Genomic DNA, 20,152 nt, shown 5'->3' with positions numbered 1-20,152 from the left:
ATCTCGCACGGTGAACCTCGGGTACCTGGTCGTTCCGGGCGTACCTGATCGGAAGATCGCAGCAGGTACGCCCGGAACGACCAGGTACCCGAGGTTCACCGTGCGAGATCGGGCGTACCGGCGAGATCGGGCGTACCTGGGGGATCGGGCGTACCTGGCGAGATCGGGCATACCTGGTCGGAGCAACACACCAGGTACGCCCGGAACAACCAGGTACTCGAGCTTCACCGTGCGGGATCGGGCGTGCCGTGCGGGATCAGGCATACCTGGCGAGATCGGGCGTACCTATCGAGATCGGGCGTACCTGGCGAGACCGGGCATACCTGGTCGTAAGAACACACCAGGTACGCCCGGAACGACCAGGTACACGAAGTCCACCGTGCAGGATCGGGCGTACCCGGTCGGAACGTGCAGCGCTCGAACGGGCCGCAGCGGCAGACGTCAGCCCGCGGCGAGGGCCGCGGCCGCGAAGTCGCGCACGGCGTCACGGGCCGCGGGCGGGTCCAGCACCACGGCACGACCGGGCAACCCGGCAACGAGCCGGACCACGCCGTCGAACCCGTGCGACGCCGCGAGCCGGATGCGCACACGACCGTCGGAGTCGGGCGCGTCGGCCGTGTCGGACAGGAAGTCGGCGACCAGGGGCAGCGACGTCGAGTCGAGTTCCACCGTGACGATGACGTCGTCGGCGGCCTGCTGGAACAGCGTGTCCGGGATGACGACCTGGTCGATGGTCTTCTCGGCCGCGCGGTCGTCGACCCGGGCCTCGGACATGCGATCGAGCCGGAACGTCCGGAGCGCCTGCCGATCGAGGTCCCACGCGCGCAGGTACCAGTCGGTGTCGATGGACTCGACCCGGAGCGGGTCGACCCGTCGGGTGCCGCCTTGGGTGCGCGGTCCGGCGTACTCGAAAACCAGGCCGCGGCCGTCGGACATCGCCCGCCGGATGGTGGCGAGGGCGACGTCGTGCAGGTCCTGCCCGACGGCGACGGTCGACGCCGCTCCCCCGGCTCCGCGGGAGAGCTTGGCCATCAGCGCGCGGATGGCGTCACGGTCGGCGGCCTCGGGCAGCGCGGACAGGTACTGCAGACCGGCGATGAGCGCCGACGCCTCACGAGCCGACAGCCGCGGTGAGTCGTCGATCGCCACGAGGTTGGTCAGCACGATCATGTCGTTCTGGTCGAAGTCGTCCCAGGCGATGTCGAACAGGTCGCCGTGCTGGTACTGCATCGTCTCGCCGGGAACCCCGGACACCGCGATGAGTTCGACGGCACGCCGGATGCGGGCCTCGGGCACACCGAAGTGCCGAGCCGCCTCGGCCACCGAGACCCGCTCGCGGTCGATCAGGTACGGCACCAGGGCGAGCAGGAACGCGAGCTTGTCCTGCGCCTGCAGGGGTTGGGCGTCAGCCACGAACGGGGTCCTCTCCGGGGGCTGCTGCAGGGTCGTCGTCGGTGTGGTCGCGCACGAGTGCACGGAGGCGCTCCTCGACCCGTGCCCGCAGGTCGTCGGGCTCGAGCACCCGGACCTCGGGCCCGAAGGCGGCGAGTTCCTCGGCGAGGATCTGCGGGTCGACGTGGTGCAGCACGAGCGCGCCGTCGGCGTCGGTCTCGGTGTCGCGGCGACGGGTCAGTCGGCGTTCGGCGTCGGAACCCGGCGTCACGGCGATGCGCGCAGTGCGCTCGGCCCAGATCCGCTCGAGCTCGGCGAGGGTGCGCTCCCCCGCGCCGACGGGAGCGGTGTGCTGCCCGACCTCGTACTGGGTGACGGGTCCGACGATGCGGGCCAGCAGGTAGTTCTTGTCCGAGTCCGTCGCGAACTCGTGGGCGGCGAGCATCCACCGGCCGCCGTGCTGCACCAGGGCGAGTGGAGCCACTTCGCGCCGACGGGCGTCGTGCTGCCCCGGGGTGATGTAGTCGAAGCGAACTGCGGCGCCGCGATCGAGCGCGGAACGGAGCGGCTCGAAGGACGCATCCCGAGCCCGGAGCCGCGGGGCGTACGCATCGACCCCGAGCTGCAGGGCACCGTCGTCGTCCTCGGCGCCGGCCGAGCGGACCTTCAGCAGGCCACGGCGGGAGTCGGCGGACAGTGCGCCTTCGCGCCAGGCCATCGCGGCCAGGGACAGCAGCGCGGATTCGTCCGGGGTGAAGCGGACGTCGACGGGCAGGTCGTACTCACCCTTCGGGATCCGGTACCGGAGCGTCTGGTTGTTGCCCGCGGCACCCGGGGTCTCGATGGTCTCGAGGGGGATGCCGAGCTCGCGGACGTCGTCCTTGTCGCGTTCGAACTGGCGCTCGAGCGAGGCGTTGTCGCCACCGGTCGAGAACCGCTGCCGGTACCCCTGCACGTTGGCCAGGATCTCGGCCTTGGTCAGCCCGGACTCCGTCGAGAGCAGCGCGAGCACGAGGCTGAACAGCCGCTCCTCGGCGGGCACACGGGGCACACGGGTCGCTGGCACGAGCCGATCCTACGGCAGCGCGGGTGCACCGGAGTGCACCCGCGCCGCGGTCCGTGGACGGTCGGACCGGGTCAGTTCGAGATCGCCCCGAGGACGTCGATCACGTACGCGTACGCGGTCCCCTGCTGGTTGACGATGGCCAGGACCTGGTCGCCGACGTGGTGCCCGACGATGGCGGTCCGGACACCCTCGTCGACCTGGCCCTTGGTGAGCGGGATGGCCTGCGCGCCCGATCCGTCGGTCCAGCTGGAGCCGGCGACGGACGGGTCGGCACCCCAGGTGACGGCGGTGTACTTGATGACCGCAGTGTCCTTCGCGGTGAGTTCGCGACCGTCGCCCTTGCGGAGCAGGTGCGTCTCGTTCGACTTCGGCGCGCTCCACGACGGGATCGTGATGCCGGGAGCGCCGGAGGGTGCGAGCACCACGGCCGGCATCTTGTCGCCGGCGAGCTGCGGGGTGCCGGTGGCACGGGCGTCGAACGCGCGCTTGACGTCGATGACGGCGATGACGGCGTCCTCGGTCTTCTTCGACGACGAGCTGCCAGCGGTGCCGCCGGTGCTGCTCAGGGCGCTCTTCGGCAGGGCCACCGCCAGGCGGTCGCCGACGCGGGCGCACTGCAGCGAGGCGCCGAGGGCCCCGTAGTTGCTCGCACCGGCGGTGATCGGTGCCGTCTGGCCCGAGTAGCCGCTCGTCTGGGCGACCTGCCCCGTGGAGCCGTCGACCAGGGTGTACTCGACCAGGACGGGGGTGCCGTCGTCGATCGTGCGACCGGAACCCTGCTGCAGCACGGACACCTGGGTGCCCTTGGTGGTCAGGCCCTTCGGCACGTTGACCTTCGGCTCCGAGCCGAACTTGCCGGTGGCGGTCACCGCTTCGGACGCGGCGCCGGGAGCGGCACAGCTCGAGGGCGTGGTGCCGGCACCGTTCGAGGCGCAGGCGGTGAGGGACACCGCGAGACCGATGGTGACCAGGAGTGCGGGGATGGTGCGCACGGACCCTCTTTCCGTTCGATGCAGGACGGGCACGCCGTCAGCCTACCGTTCGTCCTCGACGGCCCCGGACGGAGCCGCAGCGGCATCCGACGGAGCCGCAGTGGCATCCGACGAAGCCACAGCGCCCTCGGACGGCGCCGCAGCACCCTCCGCCGCCGACGACGCCTCGGCCGCGGCGACCTTGCGCGCCTGCGCCGCCGACTGCCGGGCCACCTTGCGGAGCTTCTTGTCGCTCGTCGCCCGCTCGCCCACGGCACCGGGGGTCCAGGCCTCGATGTCCTCGTCCGAGAACTCCGCCTTGCCCGCGCGGCGCTTCAGGTTCGGCAGCACGGTGCCGTCGGCCAGGCGTCGTGCCGTGATGAGGAATCCGGTGTGCCCGACCATGCGGTGGTCCGGGCGGACGGCGAGGCCCTCGACGTGCCAGGTGCGCACCAGGGTCTCGCTCGGCATCGGGTCGGTGAAGCGCCCGGTGTCGCGCAGGGCCTCGGCCGTGCGGGACAGCTGCGTGACGGTCGCGACGTAGCAGACGATGAGTCCGCCGGGCACGAGGGCGTCGGCCGCGGCGTCCACGCACTCCCACGGCGCGAGCATGTCGAGTACGACTCGGTCGATGCTCTGCGGCTCGGTTGCGTCGGGCAGCGACTCGACCAGGTCACCGACGGTGACGGACCAGTTGTCCGGGACTGCGCCGAGGAAGGTGCCGACGTTGCCCTTCGCGATCGCCGCGAACTCCTCGCGGCGCTCGAACGACTGCAGCTGCCCGGTCGGGCCGATCGCGCGGAGCAGGAACAGCGACAGCGCCCCCGAGCCGACGCCGGCCTCGACCACGCGGGCCCCGGGGAAGACGTCCGCGAAGGCCACGATCTGCGCCGCGTCCTTCGGGTAGACGATCGCGGCGCCACGCGGCATCGACATCACGTAGTCGTTGAGCAGCGGACGGAGCGCGAGGTACTCGTCACCGGTGCTCGCCCGGATGACGGAGCCGTCGGGCTGGCCGATGACGTCGTCGTGCCGGAGCACCCCGCGGTGCGTGTGGTACTCACCCGCGGTCTCGAGCGACAGCGTCGTGAGCTTGCCCTTCGGACCGGTCAGCTGCACGCGGTCGCCGGCCCGGAACGGGCCGCGCGGCGGCGTGTGCGGTGCGCCGCCCGCGGTGTGCGGGAGGGCTGCGGTCGGATCCGCGGTCGGACTGGAGGCGCTGCTCGCGTCCGCCTCGTCGCGTGCGTCGTCGGTGTGGCTCATCGGGTGACCCCTTCGGTGTCCGCAGCGTGCGCCGGTTCCGGCACCGCGCCTCCAGAGTGGGCAGCCCGTGCGGCCAGTGCCGGCGTCGTCAACTCGACCAGACGGTCGACGTCGACGCCAGCCAGGGTGGTCAGGTGCACGTCGCCGCCGGCGATCTCGGACAGCGGGACGATGTGCTCGACGGCGACCGTGACGGCGCCGGAGGCGACGGCCGACGCGACGCCGGTGGCGGAGTCCTCGACGGCGACGCACGCGGTGGGCTCGACGCCGAGCTGCGCGGCGGCGGACAGGTACGCGTCCGGGAACGGCTTCGGACGGTCGACGTCGTCGCCGGCGACGACGACGCGGAAGCCACGCTCGCCCAGGGCCTCGGCGGCGACGAGCGCCATCTTGCGACGGGACATCGTGACCAGGGCGGTCGGGATGCCGCGGGCGTGCAGCTCCTCGACGAGCTCACGGGCACCCGGCCTCCAGGGCAGTTCACCGGCGCGCAGGTGCTCCATGACGTAGTCGGTCATCCACTGGATGATCTCCTCGACCTCCATGTCGACGCCCTTGGCGCGCAGGAGCTCACCGGAGCGCTCGAGGCCGGATCCGACCAGGGACAGGCCGTCCTCGTGGGTCCACTCGGCGCCGTAGCGGTTCGTCAGGTCGACCTGGGACCGCTGCCAGATCGGCTCGGTGTCGATGATCGTGCCGTCCATGTCCCACAGCACGGCTGCGGGCGGGACGAGGGCAGGAGGATGCGCGGTCACGGGCGACGAGTCTACCGGGGCCGTTCCGCTGGGCGCGGACGCGCGCGTGCGCCGACACCCCCTGGGCCTACAGTGGATGCCTGAATCGTGTCCGGCCGGGGGCATCGCTCCCGCTCCGCTCCGCTCCACCACCAGGAGGTCCGCTCCGTGCCACAGCACTCCCCCTTCAGCGACGGTCGCTTGCTCGTCGTCGCCTTCGAGGGCTGGAACGACGCCGGCGAGGCCGCGAGCGGTCTGGCGCGTCGCATCGTCGAGTCGCTCGGCCTCGACGAGTTGCGTGAGCTCGACGGCGAGCGGTACGTCGACTACCAGTTCAACCGGCCCACCGTCGGCACCGACGACAACGGCGACCGCGGCGTGCAGTGGCCCCGGATCGTGCTGCACGGCCCCGGTGCCGAGGGCCGTCCGGTCATCGGCGCCACCGGCTCCCCCACCGACCGTGACGTCTTCGTCCTCGTCGGCCCGGAACCCTCGCGCACCTGGCGGGGCTTCTGCTCGGAGATCATCGACCTGGCGGACGTCTACTCGATCGACGCAGTCGTCTTCGTCGGTGCGATGCTCGCCGACGTCCCGCACACCCGGCCGATCTCGGTGTTCGTGTCGAGCGAGAACGCCGGGGTCCGCGCCGCCTTCGACGTCGACAAGTCCTCGTACGAGGGCCCGACCGGCATCCTCGGGGTCCTCGCCGACGCGATGGACAAGGCCGGGCTGACCACGCTGTCCCTGTGGGCGTCGGTGCCGCACTACGTGCACAACTCGCCCTCGCCGAAGGCCACGCTCTCGCTGCTCGACAAGATCGAGGAGCTCACGGACGTCACGGTGCCGCGCGGCTCGCTGCTCGACGACGCCACCGAGTGGGAAGAGGGCATCGACGCCCTCGCCGCCGACGACGAGGACATGGCGTCCTACATCGGGCAGCTCGAGCAGGCGCGCGACACGGTCGACTCCCCCGAGGCCTCGGGTGACGCCATCGCGCAGGAGTTCGAGCAGTACCTCCGCCGCCGTGAGCGCAAGGACGGCAAGGACGGCGGCACCGCCGGTGGCGAGGGGCCGTGGCGGCCCCAGCAGTAGCCGTCACCCGCTGACGGACAGGAGGCACGGTGCCGGCTGGCACCGTGCCTCCTGTCCGTCTGGGGCGTGCGGCGAGTGGTCACGAACTGTCGGCTGCGGCCCGCGTCGGCGACAGTTCCTGACCCCTCGGCGGCGCGCACGCGCCGTGTCGCGACCACACGGCGAACGGGAGGCGCGTGTCGGCCTCGCCACGCGCCTCCCGTCCGGCGACCGCGAACCGTCACGACACCCCGCTCACGTCCGGCGAGTGGTCGCAAACTGTCGGCTGCGGCCCGCCCGGGCGACAGTTCCTGACCCCTCGGTGGCACGCACGCGACGTGTCGCGACCACTCACCGCGCGGTCACGACACCCCGCTCACGTCCGGCGAGTGGTCACGAACTGTCGGTTGCGGCCCGCCCGGGCGACAGTTCCTGCCCCCTCGGCAGCGCGCACCCGACGTGTCGCGACCACTCCGCGGACGGGAGGCACGGGGCAGGGCCGCCACGGGCCTCCCGCCCGGCGGCCGCGAACGGTCACGACACCCCGCTCACCTCCGGCGAGCGGTCGCGAACTGTCGGCTGCGGCCCACCTCGGCGACAGTTCCCGACTCCTCGGCGACGCGCACGCGACGTGTCGCGACCACTCGCCGCGCGGTCACGACACCCCGCTCACGTCCGCGAGTGGTCGCAAACTGTCGGCTGCGGCCCGCCCGGGCGACAGTTCCTGACCCCTCGGTGGCTCGCACGCGACGTGTCGCGACCACACGGCGGACGGGAGGCGCGTGTCGGCCTCGCCACGGGCCTCCCGTCCGGCGGCCGCGAACGGTCACGACACCCCGCTCACGTCCGGCGAGTGGTCGCGAACTGTCGGCTGCGGCCCGCCCGGGCGACAGTTCCTGACCCCTCGGCGGGGCGCACGCGACGCGTCGCGCCCGCCGAGGTCAGGCCAGCCGGATGCCGAGCAGCGCGTCGATCAAGTCGATGAGCTCCGGCGTGCACGCCGTGCCACCGGCGATCGCCGTGTCGACCGCGGCGACGGCACCGGGGGTGTCGAGGTCGTCGGAGACCCGCGCGCGGATGCGTGCCGCGACGTCCGCTGCGTCGTCGGCGTGCCCGGCGGAGGCTCCCGAGGCCCAGGCGTCCCAGCCGGCGAGCCGCGTCTGGGCGCTCGTCAGCTCGGTGTCGAACCACTCCCAGTCGTCGGAGTACTTGTGCGACAGCAGTGCGAGCCGGATGGCACGGGGGTCGGCGCCGTCGTCGAGCAGCCCGCGCACGGTGACGAGGTTGCCGAGCGACTTCGAGATCTTCGTGCCCTGGTAAGCGATCATCCCGGTGTGCACGAACGCGTTCGCGAGGGGCTGGTGCGCGAGGGCAGCAGCGTGCCCGGCGCTCATCTCGTGGTGCGGGAAGACGAGGTCGCTCCCGCCGCCCTGCACGCTGATCGGCAGCCCGAGGCGGTCACCGGCGATGACGCTGCACTCGATGTGCCAGCCGGGGCGACCGGGGCCGATCTCGGTGTCCCAGGCCGGCTCGCCGTCACGCGCGGCGCGCCACAGCAGCGGGTCGAGCGGGTCGCGCTTGCCCGGACGATCCGGGTCGCCGCCGCGTTCGGCTGCGAGGGCGAGCATCGTCTCGCGGTCCAGGCCGCTCTCGTCACCGAGGGTCCATGCGTCGGTCGGGCGGTTCACGTCGAAGTACAGGTCGTCGCCCTCGGCGCCGTCGGTCGGGACCTCGTATGCGTAGCCGGACTCCTGCAGGAACGAGACCGCCTCGGCGACGCGCTCGACCTCGTCGGTGACGGCCACGAAGTCGTCCGGCGGCAGGATCCGGAGCGACTCCATGTCGCGGCGGAACAGGTCGACCTGCTCAGCCGCCAGGGCACGCCAGTCGACGCCGTCGCGGGCGGCACGCTCGAGCAGCGGGTCGTCCACGTCGGTGACGTTCTGCGCGTACTCGACGTCGAGCCCCGCGTCACGCCAGGCACGGCCGAGCGTGTCGAACGCCAGGTAGGTCGCCGCGTGGCCGAGGTGCGTGGCGTCGTACGGCGTGATCCCACAGACGTACAGCGCGGCACGGTCCTCGTCGCGGGCGGGGTCCACCGGCTTGCCCGTTGCGGTGTCGTGGACGACCGGTCGGGGCGCGGCGCCGGGGACGTCGGGGACGGATGGGGCCTGCCAGGCCCTCACGGCTGGATCACTCCGAGCGACAACAACACGATGAGCACGATACCGAGTGCGATCCGGTAAACGACGAAGGGCATGAAGCTGCGCTTGCTGATGTAGTTCATGAACGCCGCGATCACGACGAACCCGACCACGAACGCGACGACGGTCGCGATGAGCGTGTCGGCGAGTCCGAACGGCGAGCCGTGGTCGCCGAGGCTCGTCGCGGCCTCGTAGAACCCGGACAGGAACACCGCCGGGATCGCCAGCAGGAACGCGAAGCGCGCGGCCGCCGGGCGGGTGTACCCGAGGGCGAGGCCCATCGACACCGTCGCACCGGAACGGGACACACCGGGCACCAGGGCGAGCATCTGCGCCAGCCCGATGAGCAGACCACCGCGGAACGTCATCTGCTCGATCCGGCGCTCCTTGCGGCCGACACGGTCGAGCACCCCGAGCACGACACCGAACACGATGAGGACGATCGCGACGATCCAGAGGGACCGGAACGTGGTCTCGATCGAGTCCTTGAGCAGGAGCCCGGCGACCCCGATCGGGATCGTGCCGAGGATCACCAGCCAGCCGAGCCGGACGTCGGGGTCGCCCCTCGGCACGTCACGCTTGACCACCGACCGGAACCACCGCCCGATGATCCGGGTGATGTCCTTCCAGAAGTAGATGAGCACCGCGGTCTCGGTGCCGAGCTGCGTCACGGCGGTGAAGGCCGCACCGGGGTCCTTCGCGTCGGGCAGGAAGAGCCCCACGATGCGCAGGTGCGCGCTGGAGGACACGGGCAGGAACTCGGTGAGCCCCTGGACGAAGCCGAGGAAGATCGCCTCGAGGATGTGCATCGCACGGGCCTTTCAGGGGGAGGTCGGTCAGGGCACCGCCACGACGGCGACCATGAACAATATCAGTACGTGGCGAGCAGGTCGCCCAGCACCCGCCGACCGAACGCCAGCGAGTCGAGCGGCACCCGCTCGTCCACGCCGTGGAACATCGCGGGGAAGTCGACACCGGCCGGCAGCTGCAGCGGCACGAACCCGTACCCCGCGATGCCGAGCGTCGAGAGCGCCTTGTTGTCGGTGCCGCCGGACAGCAGGTACGGCAGGACCGGTGCGCCCGGGTCGTGCCGGCCGAGGACGTCGCGGACGGCATCGACCAGCGGGCCGCCGAAGTCCTGCTCGAGGCCGATGTCGCGGAATGACATGACCACCTCGACGTCGGGTCCGGCGAGCTCCCGCACCCGTTCGAGCACGGTCTCCTCGTCACCCGGCAGGCAGCGGATGTCGACCAGGGCCTCGGCGGTGTCCGGGATCACGTTGTGCTTGTAGCCGGCGGTCAGCACCGTCGGGTTCGACGTGGTGTGCAGCGCGGCGTGGATGAACCGCGACGCCGAGCCGGTGGCCAGGGCGACCTCGTCCGGGCCGGTGACCGTCGGGTCGACCCCGAGGAACCGCGCCACCTCGGCGACCATCGCGTCCGTCGTGGCCGAGAGCCGGACGGGCCACTCCTCGCTGCCGATCCGGGCGACCGCCGCCGCGAGCTTCGTGACGGCGTTGTCACGGATCACGTGCGAGCCGTGGGCGGCGGTGCCGCGCGCGATCAGCTTCACCCACATGAGCGCCTTCTCGCCGGTCTGCAGCAGGTAGGCGCGACGGTCACCGAGCGTGATCGAGTACCCGCCGACCTCGCTGATCGCCGCCGACGCCCCCGCGAAGACCTCGGGGTGCTGGTCGACCACGTGGTGGGACCCCAGGACTCCCCCGGCCTCTTCGTCGGCGAAGTACGCGATCACCAGGTCACGCTCCGGCGCACCGTGCTGCTCGATGACGTCAGCCAGCGACGTGAGCATCATCGCGTCCATGTTCTTCATGTCGACGGCGCCCCGACCCCACAGCGATCCGTCCTTGACCACGCCACCGAACGGGTCGACCGACCAGTTCGCCGGGTCGGCCGGCACGACGTCGAGGTGCCCGTGCACCACGAGCGCCGGCTTGTCACGGTTCCGACCGGGCACCCGCGCCACGACGCTCACCCGGTCCGGCTCCGACTCGAACAACTGCGGCTCGAGACCCAGCGCGCGGAGCTTGTCCTCGACGTAGTGGGCTGCCTCCGTCTCACCACGGGACTTCCCCTCACCCCAGTTCGTCGTGTCGATGCGGATGAGGTCGCGGGCGATCGCCGCGGTGGCCTCGAGCTCGGGCACGGACTGCGGCTCGGAGGGCTCCGGGTTCGTCATGGCTCCACGGTATCGGTCGGCACCGACCCCGTCGCCGGGACAGCGCGCGCAGGACTCGCCCGGGATGCGCGACCGTGTTCATCGCGCGTTCAGACCCGTGCTAGTGTCTTCTCTCGGCAGGAACGCCGGGTTCAACCCGGGAAACAGACACCAGACACCCTGTCCGGGTGGCGGAATTGGTAGACGCGCTAGCTTGAGGTGCTAGTGCCCGTATTAGGGCGTAGGGGTTCAAGTCCCCTCTCGGACACAGGAAATGCGTGCCCCCTGACCTTTCGGTCGGGGGGCATTTTCTGTTGCGTCTTCCCGGCGAGTGCCGCCATCGCTGCGCTCAGGGCGTCACCGCCTCTGGGGCGCCACCTCGCTGCGCTCAGGGCGACCACGTGCCACTTCGCTTCGCTCAGGACGTTCTCCGCGCAGCGTCGGTGCGCGCGGGTGGACGCGGGTGGACGCGGGACGTGCGGACTGGAGGCGCGGGGCGGGGCCGCTGCGCGCCTCCAGTCCAGGGTGTGCGCACGTCGCGGGCCGGTGCGACGTTGCGCACTCCGTGTGACGGAACAAGGTCGCACCGAGTGGGCAACGCCGCACGGGACGTCGCGCGCGGTCAGCGCGAGCGGCGCGCCCGCCGCACCACCAGCACGACGGCGCCGAGCGCCGCCAGCCATCCCCAGTTCGCGACCACCGGGTCGAGCACCTGGTGCCGCCAGTCCGACCGACTCGACCCCAGGCGCGACGCAACGGGGTGGTTCCCACGCTCCGCCGCGACACCGGTCTCGCTGATCACCCGGTCCGGCCGACCCCGGAGCGCATCGGTCACCCGGTGCGTCGCGACGTCCACGCGGTCCCCGACGACGAGCAGCATCCAGTGCGCCAGGCGCCCCTCGCTGAACCGCCGGTAGGCGTACCGCCGGACGATTCCGGCGACACCCTGCAGGGGCTGCGCGGTGCCGAACACCGGCGTCACGTGGGCGTGCTCGATCGAGCGCTCCCGGCCGCGCGCACCGTCCTGCTGCGGCGGGCGGTCCCAGTGGGCTCCGGTGGCCGAACCGGCCTCGCGCGAGAGCTTCGGAACGGACGGCCGGTCCGCCGGGTCGAGGCCGCTCCCCCACCCCGGGATGCGGGCACGGAGTTCCTCGGCCGACGGCACCCGTCGGGGTGGATCGGCGATGTACGGGGTGTGGTCGGACATGTCGGGCCTCCTCACGGCACGACGACGGTCTTGATGCAACCGTCGAGCTTGGACGAGAACAGGTGGTACCCCTCGGCGATGTGCTCGAGGGGGATGCGGTGCGTGATGATGTCGCTCGGCTTGAAGTGCCCGGCCTGGATGTGCTCGAGCAACCGCGGCCACTGGCGCTTCACGTGCGCCTGGTTCGTGTGGATGGTGACGCCCTTGTTCATCGCGTCCCCGAACTTCACCGCGCTCGGGATCGGCCCGTACGCGCCGACCGCCGAGACCGTGCCGCCCTTGCGGACACCGTCGATCGCCCAGTTGAGCGCCGTCGGGGACCCGCCCTGCAGCTTCAGCTTCGAGGCGGTGACCTGCTGGGTGAAGTTGCCGTCCGCCTCGGCTCCGACGGCGTCGATCACGCTGTCCGCACCCAGGAAGTCGGTCTGCTTCTTCATCTCGAGCACGACGTCGTCGACCTCGGCGAAGTTGATCGTCTCGGCGTGCGCGAAGCTCCGGGCCTTCTCGAGCCGGTACTCGAGCTGGTCGACGACGATCACCCGGCCGGCTCCCATGAACCACGCCGACGCCGCGGAGAACAGTCCGACCGGCCCGGCACCGAGCACCACGACGGTGTCGCCCTCGCGGATCGACGCCAGCTGCGCCCCGAAGTACCCGGTGCTCAGCGCGTCCGTCATGAGGAGGGCGTCGTCGTCGTCGAGCCAGTCCGGGATCACCTGCGGTCCGACGTCGGCGAACGGCACCCGCACGCGCTCCGCCTGCCCGCCGTCGTACCCGCCGGTGGTGTGCGAGTACCCGTAGATCCCGCCGACCGCGGTCGCGTTCGGGTTCACGTTGTGGCAGTTCGCGAAGAGTCCGCGGGTGCAGAACCAGCACGTGCCGCAGAAGATGTTGAACGGGACCATCACGCGGTCGCCGACCGACAGGGTCTCGACGGACGAGCCGATCTGCTCGACCACCCCGATGAACTCGTGGCCGAACGTGTGCCCGACCCGGGTGTCGGGCATCATGCCGTGGTACAGGTGCAGGTCTGACCCGCAGATCGCGGCCCGTTCCACCCGGACGATCGCGTCGTTCGGGTGCTCGATCCGGGGATCCGGTTTCTCCTCGACGCGGATCCGGTAGGGGCCGCGGTACGTCATGGCGCGCATGGACGCTCCTCTCGTTCGTCGCGTCAACGCTGGCGCGCGCCACGTTGGAACGGACCCAGGACCGCAGATGGCGGACAAGCGGTGGGCGTCCGCACCTCCCGTCCGTCACCGGCGTGCGTCGACCGCTCGGCGCAGCCACGCGCGGGCTCCGGCGACGTCATCGAAGACGCCGTCGTCCTGCGCCGCCGCGGACGCCACGAGGAGTTCGCGGAACACCGGCCCCGGGGTGAGTCCCGCGTCGACGAGGTCGCGGCCGGACAGCAGCCGCACGGGCCGACGCGCGACCTGGTCCCGGAGCGCGACGTCGAACCACGACCACGCCGAGGACCGGCTCGCCCCCAGACCACGCCCCTGCGAGTCGGCTTCGCACACCCGGGCCCACGACTCCATCGCGGGCAGGGAGGATCCGAGCCGTCGGAACAGCCGCCGAGCAGCGGGAACGGACGGTGGCGCGCCGTTGGACGAGTGCGGGACCATGTGCTCGCGAACGAGCGGGACGACCCGCTCGACGATGTGGCGTGGCGCGCCGAGGCGACCGAGCAGCGCTGCTGCTGCCGCAGCGCCGGACACCTCGTGGCCCAGGCTGCGGATGCGGACCGCACCTGCGTCGTCGGCGAGGACCTGCGTGCCGGAGCCGGCCTTCCCCAGGTCGTGCAGCACGGCGGCGAGCACGACGACGACCCGGTCGTCACCCCGGATCCCGTCCGCGGTGCAGGCGCGGGCGGCAGCGTCCCCCGCCGCTCCGAGGTGGACGTGCACGGGACCCTCCGGGTGCCACCGGGGGTCCTGCGGCACGTCTCGGACCGCGGCGAGCTCGGGCAGGTGTCGCTCCCAGCCGCTGTCGTGCAGCGTTCGGAGGGCAGCCGACACGTGGTCGCCGAGTGCCAGCTTGCGGATCTCGGGCCAGATCCGCCCGGTGGCGATCGACTCGAACCGCGCCGCGAGCGACCGCGCCAGACGCAGCGTCGCGGGGTGCACGGCGAAGTCGAACCGGGCGACGAGCTGTACGGCACGCAAGACCCGGAGCGGGTCCTCGCTGCAGCGTTCGGAAGCGTGCCGCAGCACGCCGATGACGGCATCGTCGATCCCACCGACCGCGTCGAGGAACACGTTCGTGCGGGGGTCCCAGGCGACGGCGTTCACCGTGAAGTCCCGACCGAGGGCGGACACCGTGACCGGATCGGGCGCCCCGGACTCCGCGGTCACTGCGACGTCGACGCGGGATCCGTCGAGCACCACCTTGAGGACCGGAAACCCCGCACCGGCCTCGACGACGATCGCGCCGGCCGCACGCAACGCTCCGACGACCACATCGGTCCTGGTGCCGTGCACCTCGACGTCGACGTCACCGGTGGTGGTCGGTCCGCGCCCGGCTTCCCGGAGCAGCACGTCGCGGACTGCTCCGCCGACCAGGGAGGGCTGCCCGATCCCGCCCAGGACCTCGAGCACCGTTCGGGCTCCGGCGTCGAGGCCGAAGGCGCGGAGCGGGTCGGCCGGTCCGGGGCACCGGTGGACGGTGCTGTCGTGACGCTCGGCGCCGCATCGCAGGCACGATCGGACGGAGGAGGAGGTGGTGGGGCGCACGTGTCGGTCGACTTCCGGGACCTCGTCGCCGTGGGCGCCGAGGGAGTCAGTATGCCGGAGAGCGGCAGGTGGGTGCGAATGCACGTGACGGACGGACGGGAGGCGCGGTGCCAGCTGGCACCGCGCCTCCCGTCCGATCTTTGGGGGCGTCTAGCTCTTCGACGCCTCGACGAAGTTGCGTCGCGGGTCAGTCTCCTTGATCAGGGAGGTCGCGTCGCGACCGGACACCGCGCCGGTGATCCAGCCGATGATGATGCGGGCCTTCCGGTTCAGGGTCGGCATCGCGTACACGTGGTACGCGCGGTGCGCGAGCCACGCGAGCAGGTTGGTCATCTTGATGCCCTTGATGTTCGCGGCACCCTTGCCGACACCGTACGACGCGACGGTGCCGATGGAGGGGTGGCGGTACTCCTCGAGCGGCTTGCCGGTGATGGTCGCGACGATGTTGTCGGCGGCGACCACGGCCTGGCGCACGGCGTTCTGCGCGTTCGGCGGGTAGAACGCCGGCTGCTTGTCGGCGGTCAGGTCGGGCACCTGCGCGACGTCACCCAGGCCCCAGACGCCCTCGACGACCTGGTGGGTGTCCTCGGCCTCGACCTGGAGCTTCGCGTTCGCGGCGAGGTGGCCCTTCGGCCCGCGCGGCAGGTCGGAGGCGTCGAGGAGCGGGTTCGGCTTGACGCCGGCGGTCCAGACGAGCAGGCCGGTGGCGAACTCGTCGCCGTCGGAGAACTTGACGACACCGCCCTCGGCGCTCGGCATGGTGGTCTTCAGGCGGACGTCGATGCCACGGGCACGGAGCGACTCGAGCGTCCACTTGGACAGCTCCGGGCCGACCTCGGGCGCGACGCGGTCGAGGGCGTCGATGAGCACCCAGCGGGGCTGCTCGCCCGCGAGCGACGGGTAGGTCTTGATGGCGGCCTGCGACACGTCGAAGAGCTCGCCGATCGCCTCGACGCCGGTGTAGCCACCGCCGACGAAGACGCTGGTCAGCAGACGGCGACGCTCGTCCTCGTCACGGGTGGCAGCGGCCTTCGCGATGTTGTCGAGGAGCTTGGCGCGCACGTAGGCGGCCTCTTCGACGCTCTTGAAGCCGACGCCGTACTCCTCGAGCCCGGGGGTCGGGAAGGTGCGGGTGACGGAACCGAGGGCGACGACGAGGTGGTCGTAGCCGAGGGTGCGGTCGTCGCCGCCGGCGGTCGCGATCGAGACGGTCTTGTCCGCCGAGGAGATCGCGGTGACCTTGCCCTGGATCACCCGGGTCTTGCGCAGTGCACGGCGCAGCTCGACGGTGACGTCCTTCGGCGCGATGTGGCCACCGGCGACCTCGGGCAGGAACGGCAGGTACGTGTAGTAGGTGTTCTGGTCCACGAGCGTGATGCGCATGGGCACCGTGGCCGCGTGCTTCTGGAGCTGCTTGACCGTGGTGTAGCCAGCGGAGCCGCCGCCGAGGACGAGGACGTGAGGGATCGAGTCTGCCATTCCTCCGGTCTACCGGACTTTGGCTTGGCGCGTCATGAGTTCCGCGGCCTGTCGCGGAGCCGCCACCACGCTGTCTCGGCCAGTTCGGGCCCCGTGAACACCCCGTGCGGGGTGCGGCGGGACTCGGTGAGCGAGAAGCGGCGCAGTCGGTAGCCGCCGCCGAAGCGGTCGATGATCGCCTCGGGTGACGCCTCGGGGTCGCGCTTGACGTACCAGGTGCGGTCGTCGACCGGCTCGATCACGCCGCGGTCACCGTCGTCCGCCGATGCGGGAGCGCAGGATGTCGATGCGCTTCTGGATCTGCTCGATGCTCGCCTGCGCCACGGCCGGGCCACCACTGATCCGTCGGAGTTCGGCGTGGATCGATCCGTGCGGCTCGTTCGAGTGCCGGGACCAGATCGACACGAGCCGGGCGAGCTCGGTGCGCTGCTCCTTGATCGTCATGTACATCGGTCGGTCGGGCTCGGGCGGCTTCGGCATGCCGTCCTTGGCCGTGCGGCCCTTGGAACGCTTCGCCTGCGTCGCCTGTCGCGCGCGCAGGAGGTCGCGCACCTGGTCGGGTTCGAGGAGCCCGGGGATGCCGATGAAGTCGAGCTCCTCGAGGGAACCGACCTCGCCGCCGGTGCCGAACTCACCGCCGTCGTAGAGGACGCGGTCGAAGGACGCCTGCGAGTCGAGTGCCTCGAACGGCTGGACCTCGAGCAGGCTCTCGGACGCGCGGTCTTCCTTGTTGGCCTCGGCGACCATCGCGTCTTCGGGGTTGTACATGCCGTCGTCGGCGTCCTTCGGGCGGTCGAGGGCGTGGTCGCGCTCGAGCTCGAGGGTGGCGGCGAGGGCCATCAGGCCGGGGACGCTCGGCAGGAAGACGCTCGCGGTCTCACCGCGGCGACGGGCACGCACGAAGCGGCCGATCACCTGGGCGAAGAACAGCGGCGTGCTCGCGCTCGTGGCGTAGACGCCGACGCAGAGCCGTGGGACGTCGACACCTTCGGACACCATGCGGACGGCGACCATCCAGCGCGAGGTGTCCTCGGCGAACGCGCTGATGCGGCTCGACCCGGCGGCTTCGTCGGACAGCACCACGGTGGGGCGCTCCCCCGTGATCTGCTGCAGGATCCGGGCGTAGGCGCGTGCCGTGGTGGTGTCGGTGGCGATGACCAGACCGCCGGCATCGGGCACACCACGACGGACCTCGGTCAGGCGCTTGTCGGCCGCGGAGAGCACGGCCGGCATCCACTCGCCCTCGGGTGACAGCGCGGTGCGCCAGGCCTGGGCCGTGATGTCCTTCGTGACCTGCTCGCCCAGGGACGCCGACACCTCGTCGCCCATCCGGGTCTTCCAGCGCATCTGTCCGGCGTAGGCCATGAACAGCACCGGGCGGACGACGCCGTCCTTCAGGGCTCGGCCGTAGCCGTAGTTGTAGTCGGAGATCGAGGTGCGGATGCCCTGTTCGTCGGGGGCGTACTGCACGAACGGGATCGGTGCGGTGTCGGACCGGAAGGGGGTCCCCGACAGCGAGAGCCGGCGGGTGGCGCCGGAGAACGCCTCTCGGATGCCGTCGCCCCACGTCAGGGCGTCGCCACCGTGGTGGACCTCGTCGAGGACGACCAGGGTGCGGCCGCCCTCGGTGATGCGCTTGTGCACCTCGGGGTTCATGCCGACCTGGGCGTAGGTGATCGCGACGCCCTGGTAGTGCCGGCCGAACATGCCGTCGCCGTTCTTGAACATCGGGTCGATCCGGATGCCCACGCGGTCAGCGGAGTCGGCCCACTGGCGCTTCAGGTGCTCGGTCGGGGCCACGACGACGATGCGGTCGACGGTGCCGCGGGCGAGGAGCTCGGTCGCCAGACGCAGCGCGAAGGTGGTCTTGCCGGCGCCGGGGGTCGCGGCCGTGAGGAAGTCGCGGGGTTCCTTCTCGAAGTACTTCGTGAGCGCTTCGATCTGCCAGGCGCGGAGCTTCGATGCCGTGCCCCAGGCGGCCCGGTCCGGGAACGCCGGCGACAGGTGCTGGACGGCCGAGTTGCCGGCCGCTTCGGCCAGGGCCGCGGCATCGGCCTCGGCACGGGCTGCGTCACCGTGCGCCTGGGTTCGGTGCGCCTGGCTGCCGTCGTGCGTCGACGACGATCCGCCTGCGCCGGACTGGTCGTCACCCGACTCCGCCCACAGCGTGGCGGGCTGCTGGTCTTCGTACTCCGCTGCGCTCACTGAACCCGATTCTACCGCCACCGTCAGTCCTGCCGAGCGTGCGGGACGCCGCCGTCAGGGGTCCGGCGGACCAGGGATGCCGGTCGCAGCACGCCGGCGCCGAAGCGTGCGGCGACCGCGTCGACCGTGGTCTCGGTGTCACGCCACGGCGCGTCGTCGTCCCACAGGGCGTTGCTCGCGGCCGCGGGCACGAGGTTCTCGCCGCGCACCCCGATCAGCCGGATCTGGTTGCCCGGTCGGTGCAGCACGTCGTACAGCTCGACGGCTTCGCGGTGCAGGCGCTTCGCGACGTCGGTGGGCTCCGCCAGCGTGCGCGACCGGGTCAGGGTGGTGAAGTCGGTGTAGCGGACCTTGAGCGCCACGGTCCGGGCCTGTACGTCGGCCTGGCGCAGGCGGACGGCGACCTTGTCGGCCAGGCGCAGGAGTTCGCGGGCGACGTCGTCGCGCTCCGTCAGGTCGCGACCGAACGTGACCTCGTGCCCGATCGACTTCTCACCGACGCCGGTGTCGACCACGCGCGGGTCGCGACCCCATGACAGGTCGTGCAGCCGCTGCCCGCCGGCCGGGCCGAGTGCCGACACCAGTGAGCCGAGCGGGGTGTTCGCCAGGTCGCCGACCGTGCGGATGCCCCGCCGTTCAAGGGTCTCCTGCGTCTTGCCGCCCACGCCCCAGAGCGCGGACACGGGCTGCGGGTGCAGGAACGCCACGGCGTCCGCGGCGGGAACCACGAGCAGGCCGTCCGGCTTCGACCGGCTGGAGGCGAGCTTCGCGACGAACTTCGTCGATGCCGCACCGACGGAGCAGTGCAGACCGGTCTCGGCGAAGACCGTGCGGCGGATCGCCTGGCCGATCTGCCACGGGGTGCCGTACAGGCGGAGGGCGCCGGCGACGTCGAGGAACGCCTCGTCGATGCCGAGGCGCTCGACCCGCGGGGTGAACCGGTCGAAGATCGCCATCACCGCGGCGGACTTCGCCCGGTACTTCTCGAAGTGCGGCTCGACGATGACGGCGTTCGGGCAGCGGCGTTTGGCGATGGCCATCGGCATCGCGGAGTTGACCCCGTAGCGACGGGCTTCGTAGGTGGCGGCGGTGACGACGGATCGGTCGGAGTCGTGTCCGACGATGACCGGCAGCCCCACGAGGTCGGGGCGGTCGAGCAGTTCGACGGAGGCGAAGAAGGCGTCCATGTCGACGTGCAGCACGGTCGCCGAGACGTCGTCCACCGGTGCGTCGGAGACGAGGCGGTTCCGTCCGTCCTGCTTGCTCACACCGAGATGATGCCAGGCGCCGCCGACATCGCCGTGCGGGGCCGGCTCACGGCCGCTCGGTGCGAGGTTCGTCCCGTCGTGCGCGGTTGCTCGCCCGCCGTCGCACCGTGCGGCCTTCGCAACTCGGTGCCGGGTTGGTTGCACGGTGCGGCGCCACAGGGCAGCACCGAGCGACCAAGCTCGCACCGGCCGACGGACCCGGCACCGTGCGCCGCCACGCCACGCCGCCGTCGCGCACACCGCACCGTGCGCCCTTCGCGACTCGGTGCCGGGTTGGTTGTACCGTGCGGCGCCACAGGGCAGCACCGAGCGAGCAAGCTCGCACCGGCCGACGGACCCGGCACCGTGCGCCGCCACGCCAACCTCGCACCGTGCGAG

The 20,152-nt window shown here is 71.7% G+C and carries 16 protein-coding genes and 1 tRNA gene; 2 read left to right on the top strand and 15 right to left on the bottom strand.

Annotation, left to right across the window (positions count from 1 at the left end; genetic code table 11):
- Positions 1-441: 441 nt before the first annotated feature.
- From DEJ05_RS05185 to DEJ05_RS05165, 5 genes are all read right to left on the bottom strand, one after another.
- On the bottom strand, positions 442-1,413 hold the full coding sequence (locus DEJ05_RS05185) for a YafY family protein (RefSeq protein WP_111030116.1): 972 nt from the start codon (positions 1,411-1,413) through the stop codon (positions 442-444).
- Complete coding sequence (locus DEJ05_RS05180; RefSeq protein ID WP_111030117.1) at positions 1,406-2,458, bottom strand: YafY family protein; 1,053 nt, start codon at positions 2,456-2,458, stop codon at positions 1,406-1,408. Before DEJ05_RS05180 ends, DEJ05_RS05185 begins: the two co-directional genes overlap by 8 nt.
- 71 nt (positions 2,459-2,529) lie before the next feature.
- Positions 2,530-3,450, bottom strand: coding sequence for an FKBP-type peptidyl-prolyl cis-trans isomerase (locus DEJ05_RS05175; RefSeq protein ID WP_084740364.1), 921 nt, complete (start codon positions 3,448-3,450; stop codon positions 2,530-2,532).
- Positions 3,451-3,492: 42 nt separating this feature from the next.
- Positions 3,493-4,692, bottom strand: a complete 1,200-nt coding sequence (locus tag DEJ05_RS05170) for a tRNA (adenine-N1)-methyltransferase (RefSeq protein WP_111030118.1) — start codon at positions 4,690-4,692, stop codon at positions 3,493-3,495.
- A complete protein-coding gene (locus tag DEJ05_RS05165) occupies positions 4,689-5,447 on the bottom strand; it encodes an HAD family phosphatase (RefSeq protein ID WP_258376088.1) in 759 nt (252 codons plus the stop codon). The genes DEJ05_RS05170 and DEJ05_RS05165 overlap by 4 nt, the downstream gene beginning before the upstream one ends.
- 147 nt (positions 5,448-5,594) lie before the next feature.
- Here DEJ05_RS05165 and DEJ05_RS05160 point away from each other — a divergent pair, with 147 nt between their 5' ends.
- A complete protein-coding gene (locus DEJ05_RS05160; RefSeq protein WP_027465645.1) occupies positions 5,595-6,518 on the top strand; it encodes a proteasome assembly chaperone family protein in 924 nt (307 codons plus the stop codon).
- 920 nt (positions 6,519-7,438) lie between these two features.
- On the opposite strand, the gene mshC is transcribed toward DEJ05_RS05160, so the two are convergent.
- From mshC to DEJ05_RS05145, 3 genes are all read right to left on the bottom strand, one after another.
- Positions 7,439-8,683, bottom strand: a complete 1,245-nt coding sequence (mshC, locus tag DEJ05_RS05155) for a cysteine--1-D-myo-inosityl 2-amino-2-deoxy-alpha-D-glucopyranoside ligase (RefSeq protein ID WP_111055573.1) — start codon at positions 8,681-8,683, stop codon at positions 7,439-7,441.
- Complete coding sequence (locus tag DEJ05_RS05150; RefSeq protein WP_111030121.1) at positions 8,680-9,510, bottom strand: undecaprenyl-diphosphate phosphatase; 831 nt, start codon at positions 9,508-9,510, stop codon at positions 8,680-8,682. Before DEJ05_RS05150 ends, mshC begins: the two co-directional genes overlap by 4 nt.
- 62 nt (positions 9,511-9,572) lie before the next feature.
- Positions 9,573-10,901: a M20/M25/M40 family metallo-hydrolase gene (locus DEJ05_RS05145; protein ID WP_110862779.1), complete on the bottom strand. Its 1,329-nt coding sequence runs from the start codon at positions 10,899-10,901 to the stop codon at positions 9,573-9,575.
- Between the two features lie 161 nt (positions 10,902-11,062).
- Between DEJ05_RS05145 and DEJ05_RS05140 the strand changes: the two genes are divergently transcribed.
- Positions 11,063-11,148 (top strand) — tRNA-Leu (locus tag DEJ05_RS05140).
- A 354-nt stretch (positions 11,149-11,502) separates the two neighbouring features.
- Here the strand turns inward: DEJ05_RS05140 and DEJ05_RS05135 are convergent.
- From DEJ05_RS05135 to dinB, 7 genes are all read right to left on the bottom strand, one after another.
- A complete protein-coding gene (locus tag DEJ05_RS05135; RefSeq protein ID WP_111109912.1) occupies positions 11,503-12,087 on the bottom strand; it encodes a hypothetical protein in 585 nt (194 codons plus the stop codon).
- 11 nt (positions 12,088-12,098) lie between these two features.
- Positions 12,099-13,238, bottom strand: a complete 1,140-nt coding sequence (locus DEJ05_RS05130; RefSeq protein WP_111109911.1) for a zinc-dependent alcohol dehydrogenase — start codon at positions 13,236-13,238, stop codon at positions 12,099-12,101.
- Between the two features lie 105 nt (positions 13,239-13,343).
- Complete coding sequence (locus DEJ05_RS05125) at positions 13,344-14,687, bottom strand: HD domain-containing protein (protein WP_146245023.1); 1,344 nt, start codon at positions 14,685-14,687, stop codon at positions 13,344-13,346.
- Positions 14,688-14,972: 285 nt separating this feature from the next.
- Entirely contained in the window at positions 14,973-16,301 is a 1,329-nt protein-coding gene (locus DEJ05_RS05120) for an NAD(P)/FAD-dependent oxidoreductase (RefSeq protein WP_027465651.1), read from the bottom strand.
- 32 nt (positions 16,302-16,333) lie between these two features.
- Positions 16,334-16,543 (bottom strand): hypothetical protein, encoded by a 210-nt coding sequence (locus DEJ05_RS05115; protein WP_017887301.1) that lies wholly within the window; start codon positions 16,541-16,543, stop codon positions 16,334-16,336.
- 7 nt (positions 16,544-16,550) lie between these two features.
- Positions 16,551-18,341, bottom strand: coding sequence for a DEAD/DEAH box helicase (locus DEJ05_RS05110; protein ID WP_111109918.1), 1,791 nt, complete (start codon positions 18,339-18,341; stop codon positions 16,551-16,553).
- Positions 18,342-18,529: 188 nt separating this feature from the next.
- Positions 18,530-19,774 carry a DNA polymerase IV gene (dinB, locus tag DEJ05_RS05105; RefSeq protein ID WP_111109909.1) on the bottom strand — a complete coding sequence of 415 codons (1,245 nt, stop codon included), beginning with the start codon at positions 19,772-19,774 and terminating at the stop codon, positions 18,530-18,532.
- Positions 19,775-20,152 lie beyond the last annotated feature (378 nt).

It is taken from the genome of Curtobacterium sp. MCLR17_045 (genome assembly GCF_003234405.1).
GTDB classification, from domain to species: Bacteria; Actinomycetota; Actinomycetes; order Actinomycetales; family Microbacteriaceae; genus Curtobacterium; species Curtobacterium flaccumfaciens.
Note: the sequence above shows the minus strand (reverse complement) of the source record. Positions and strands in the feature narration are given on the sequence as shown.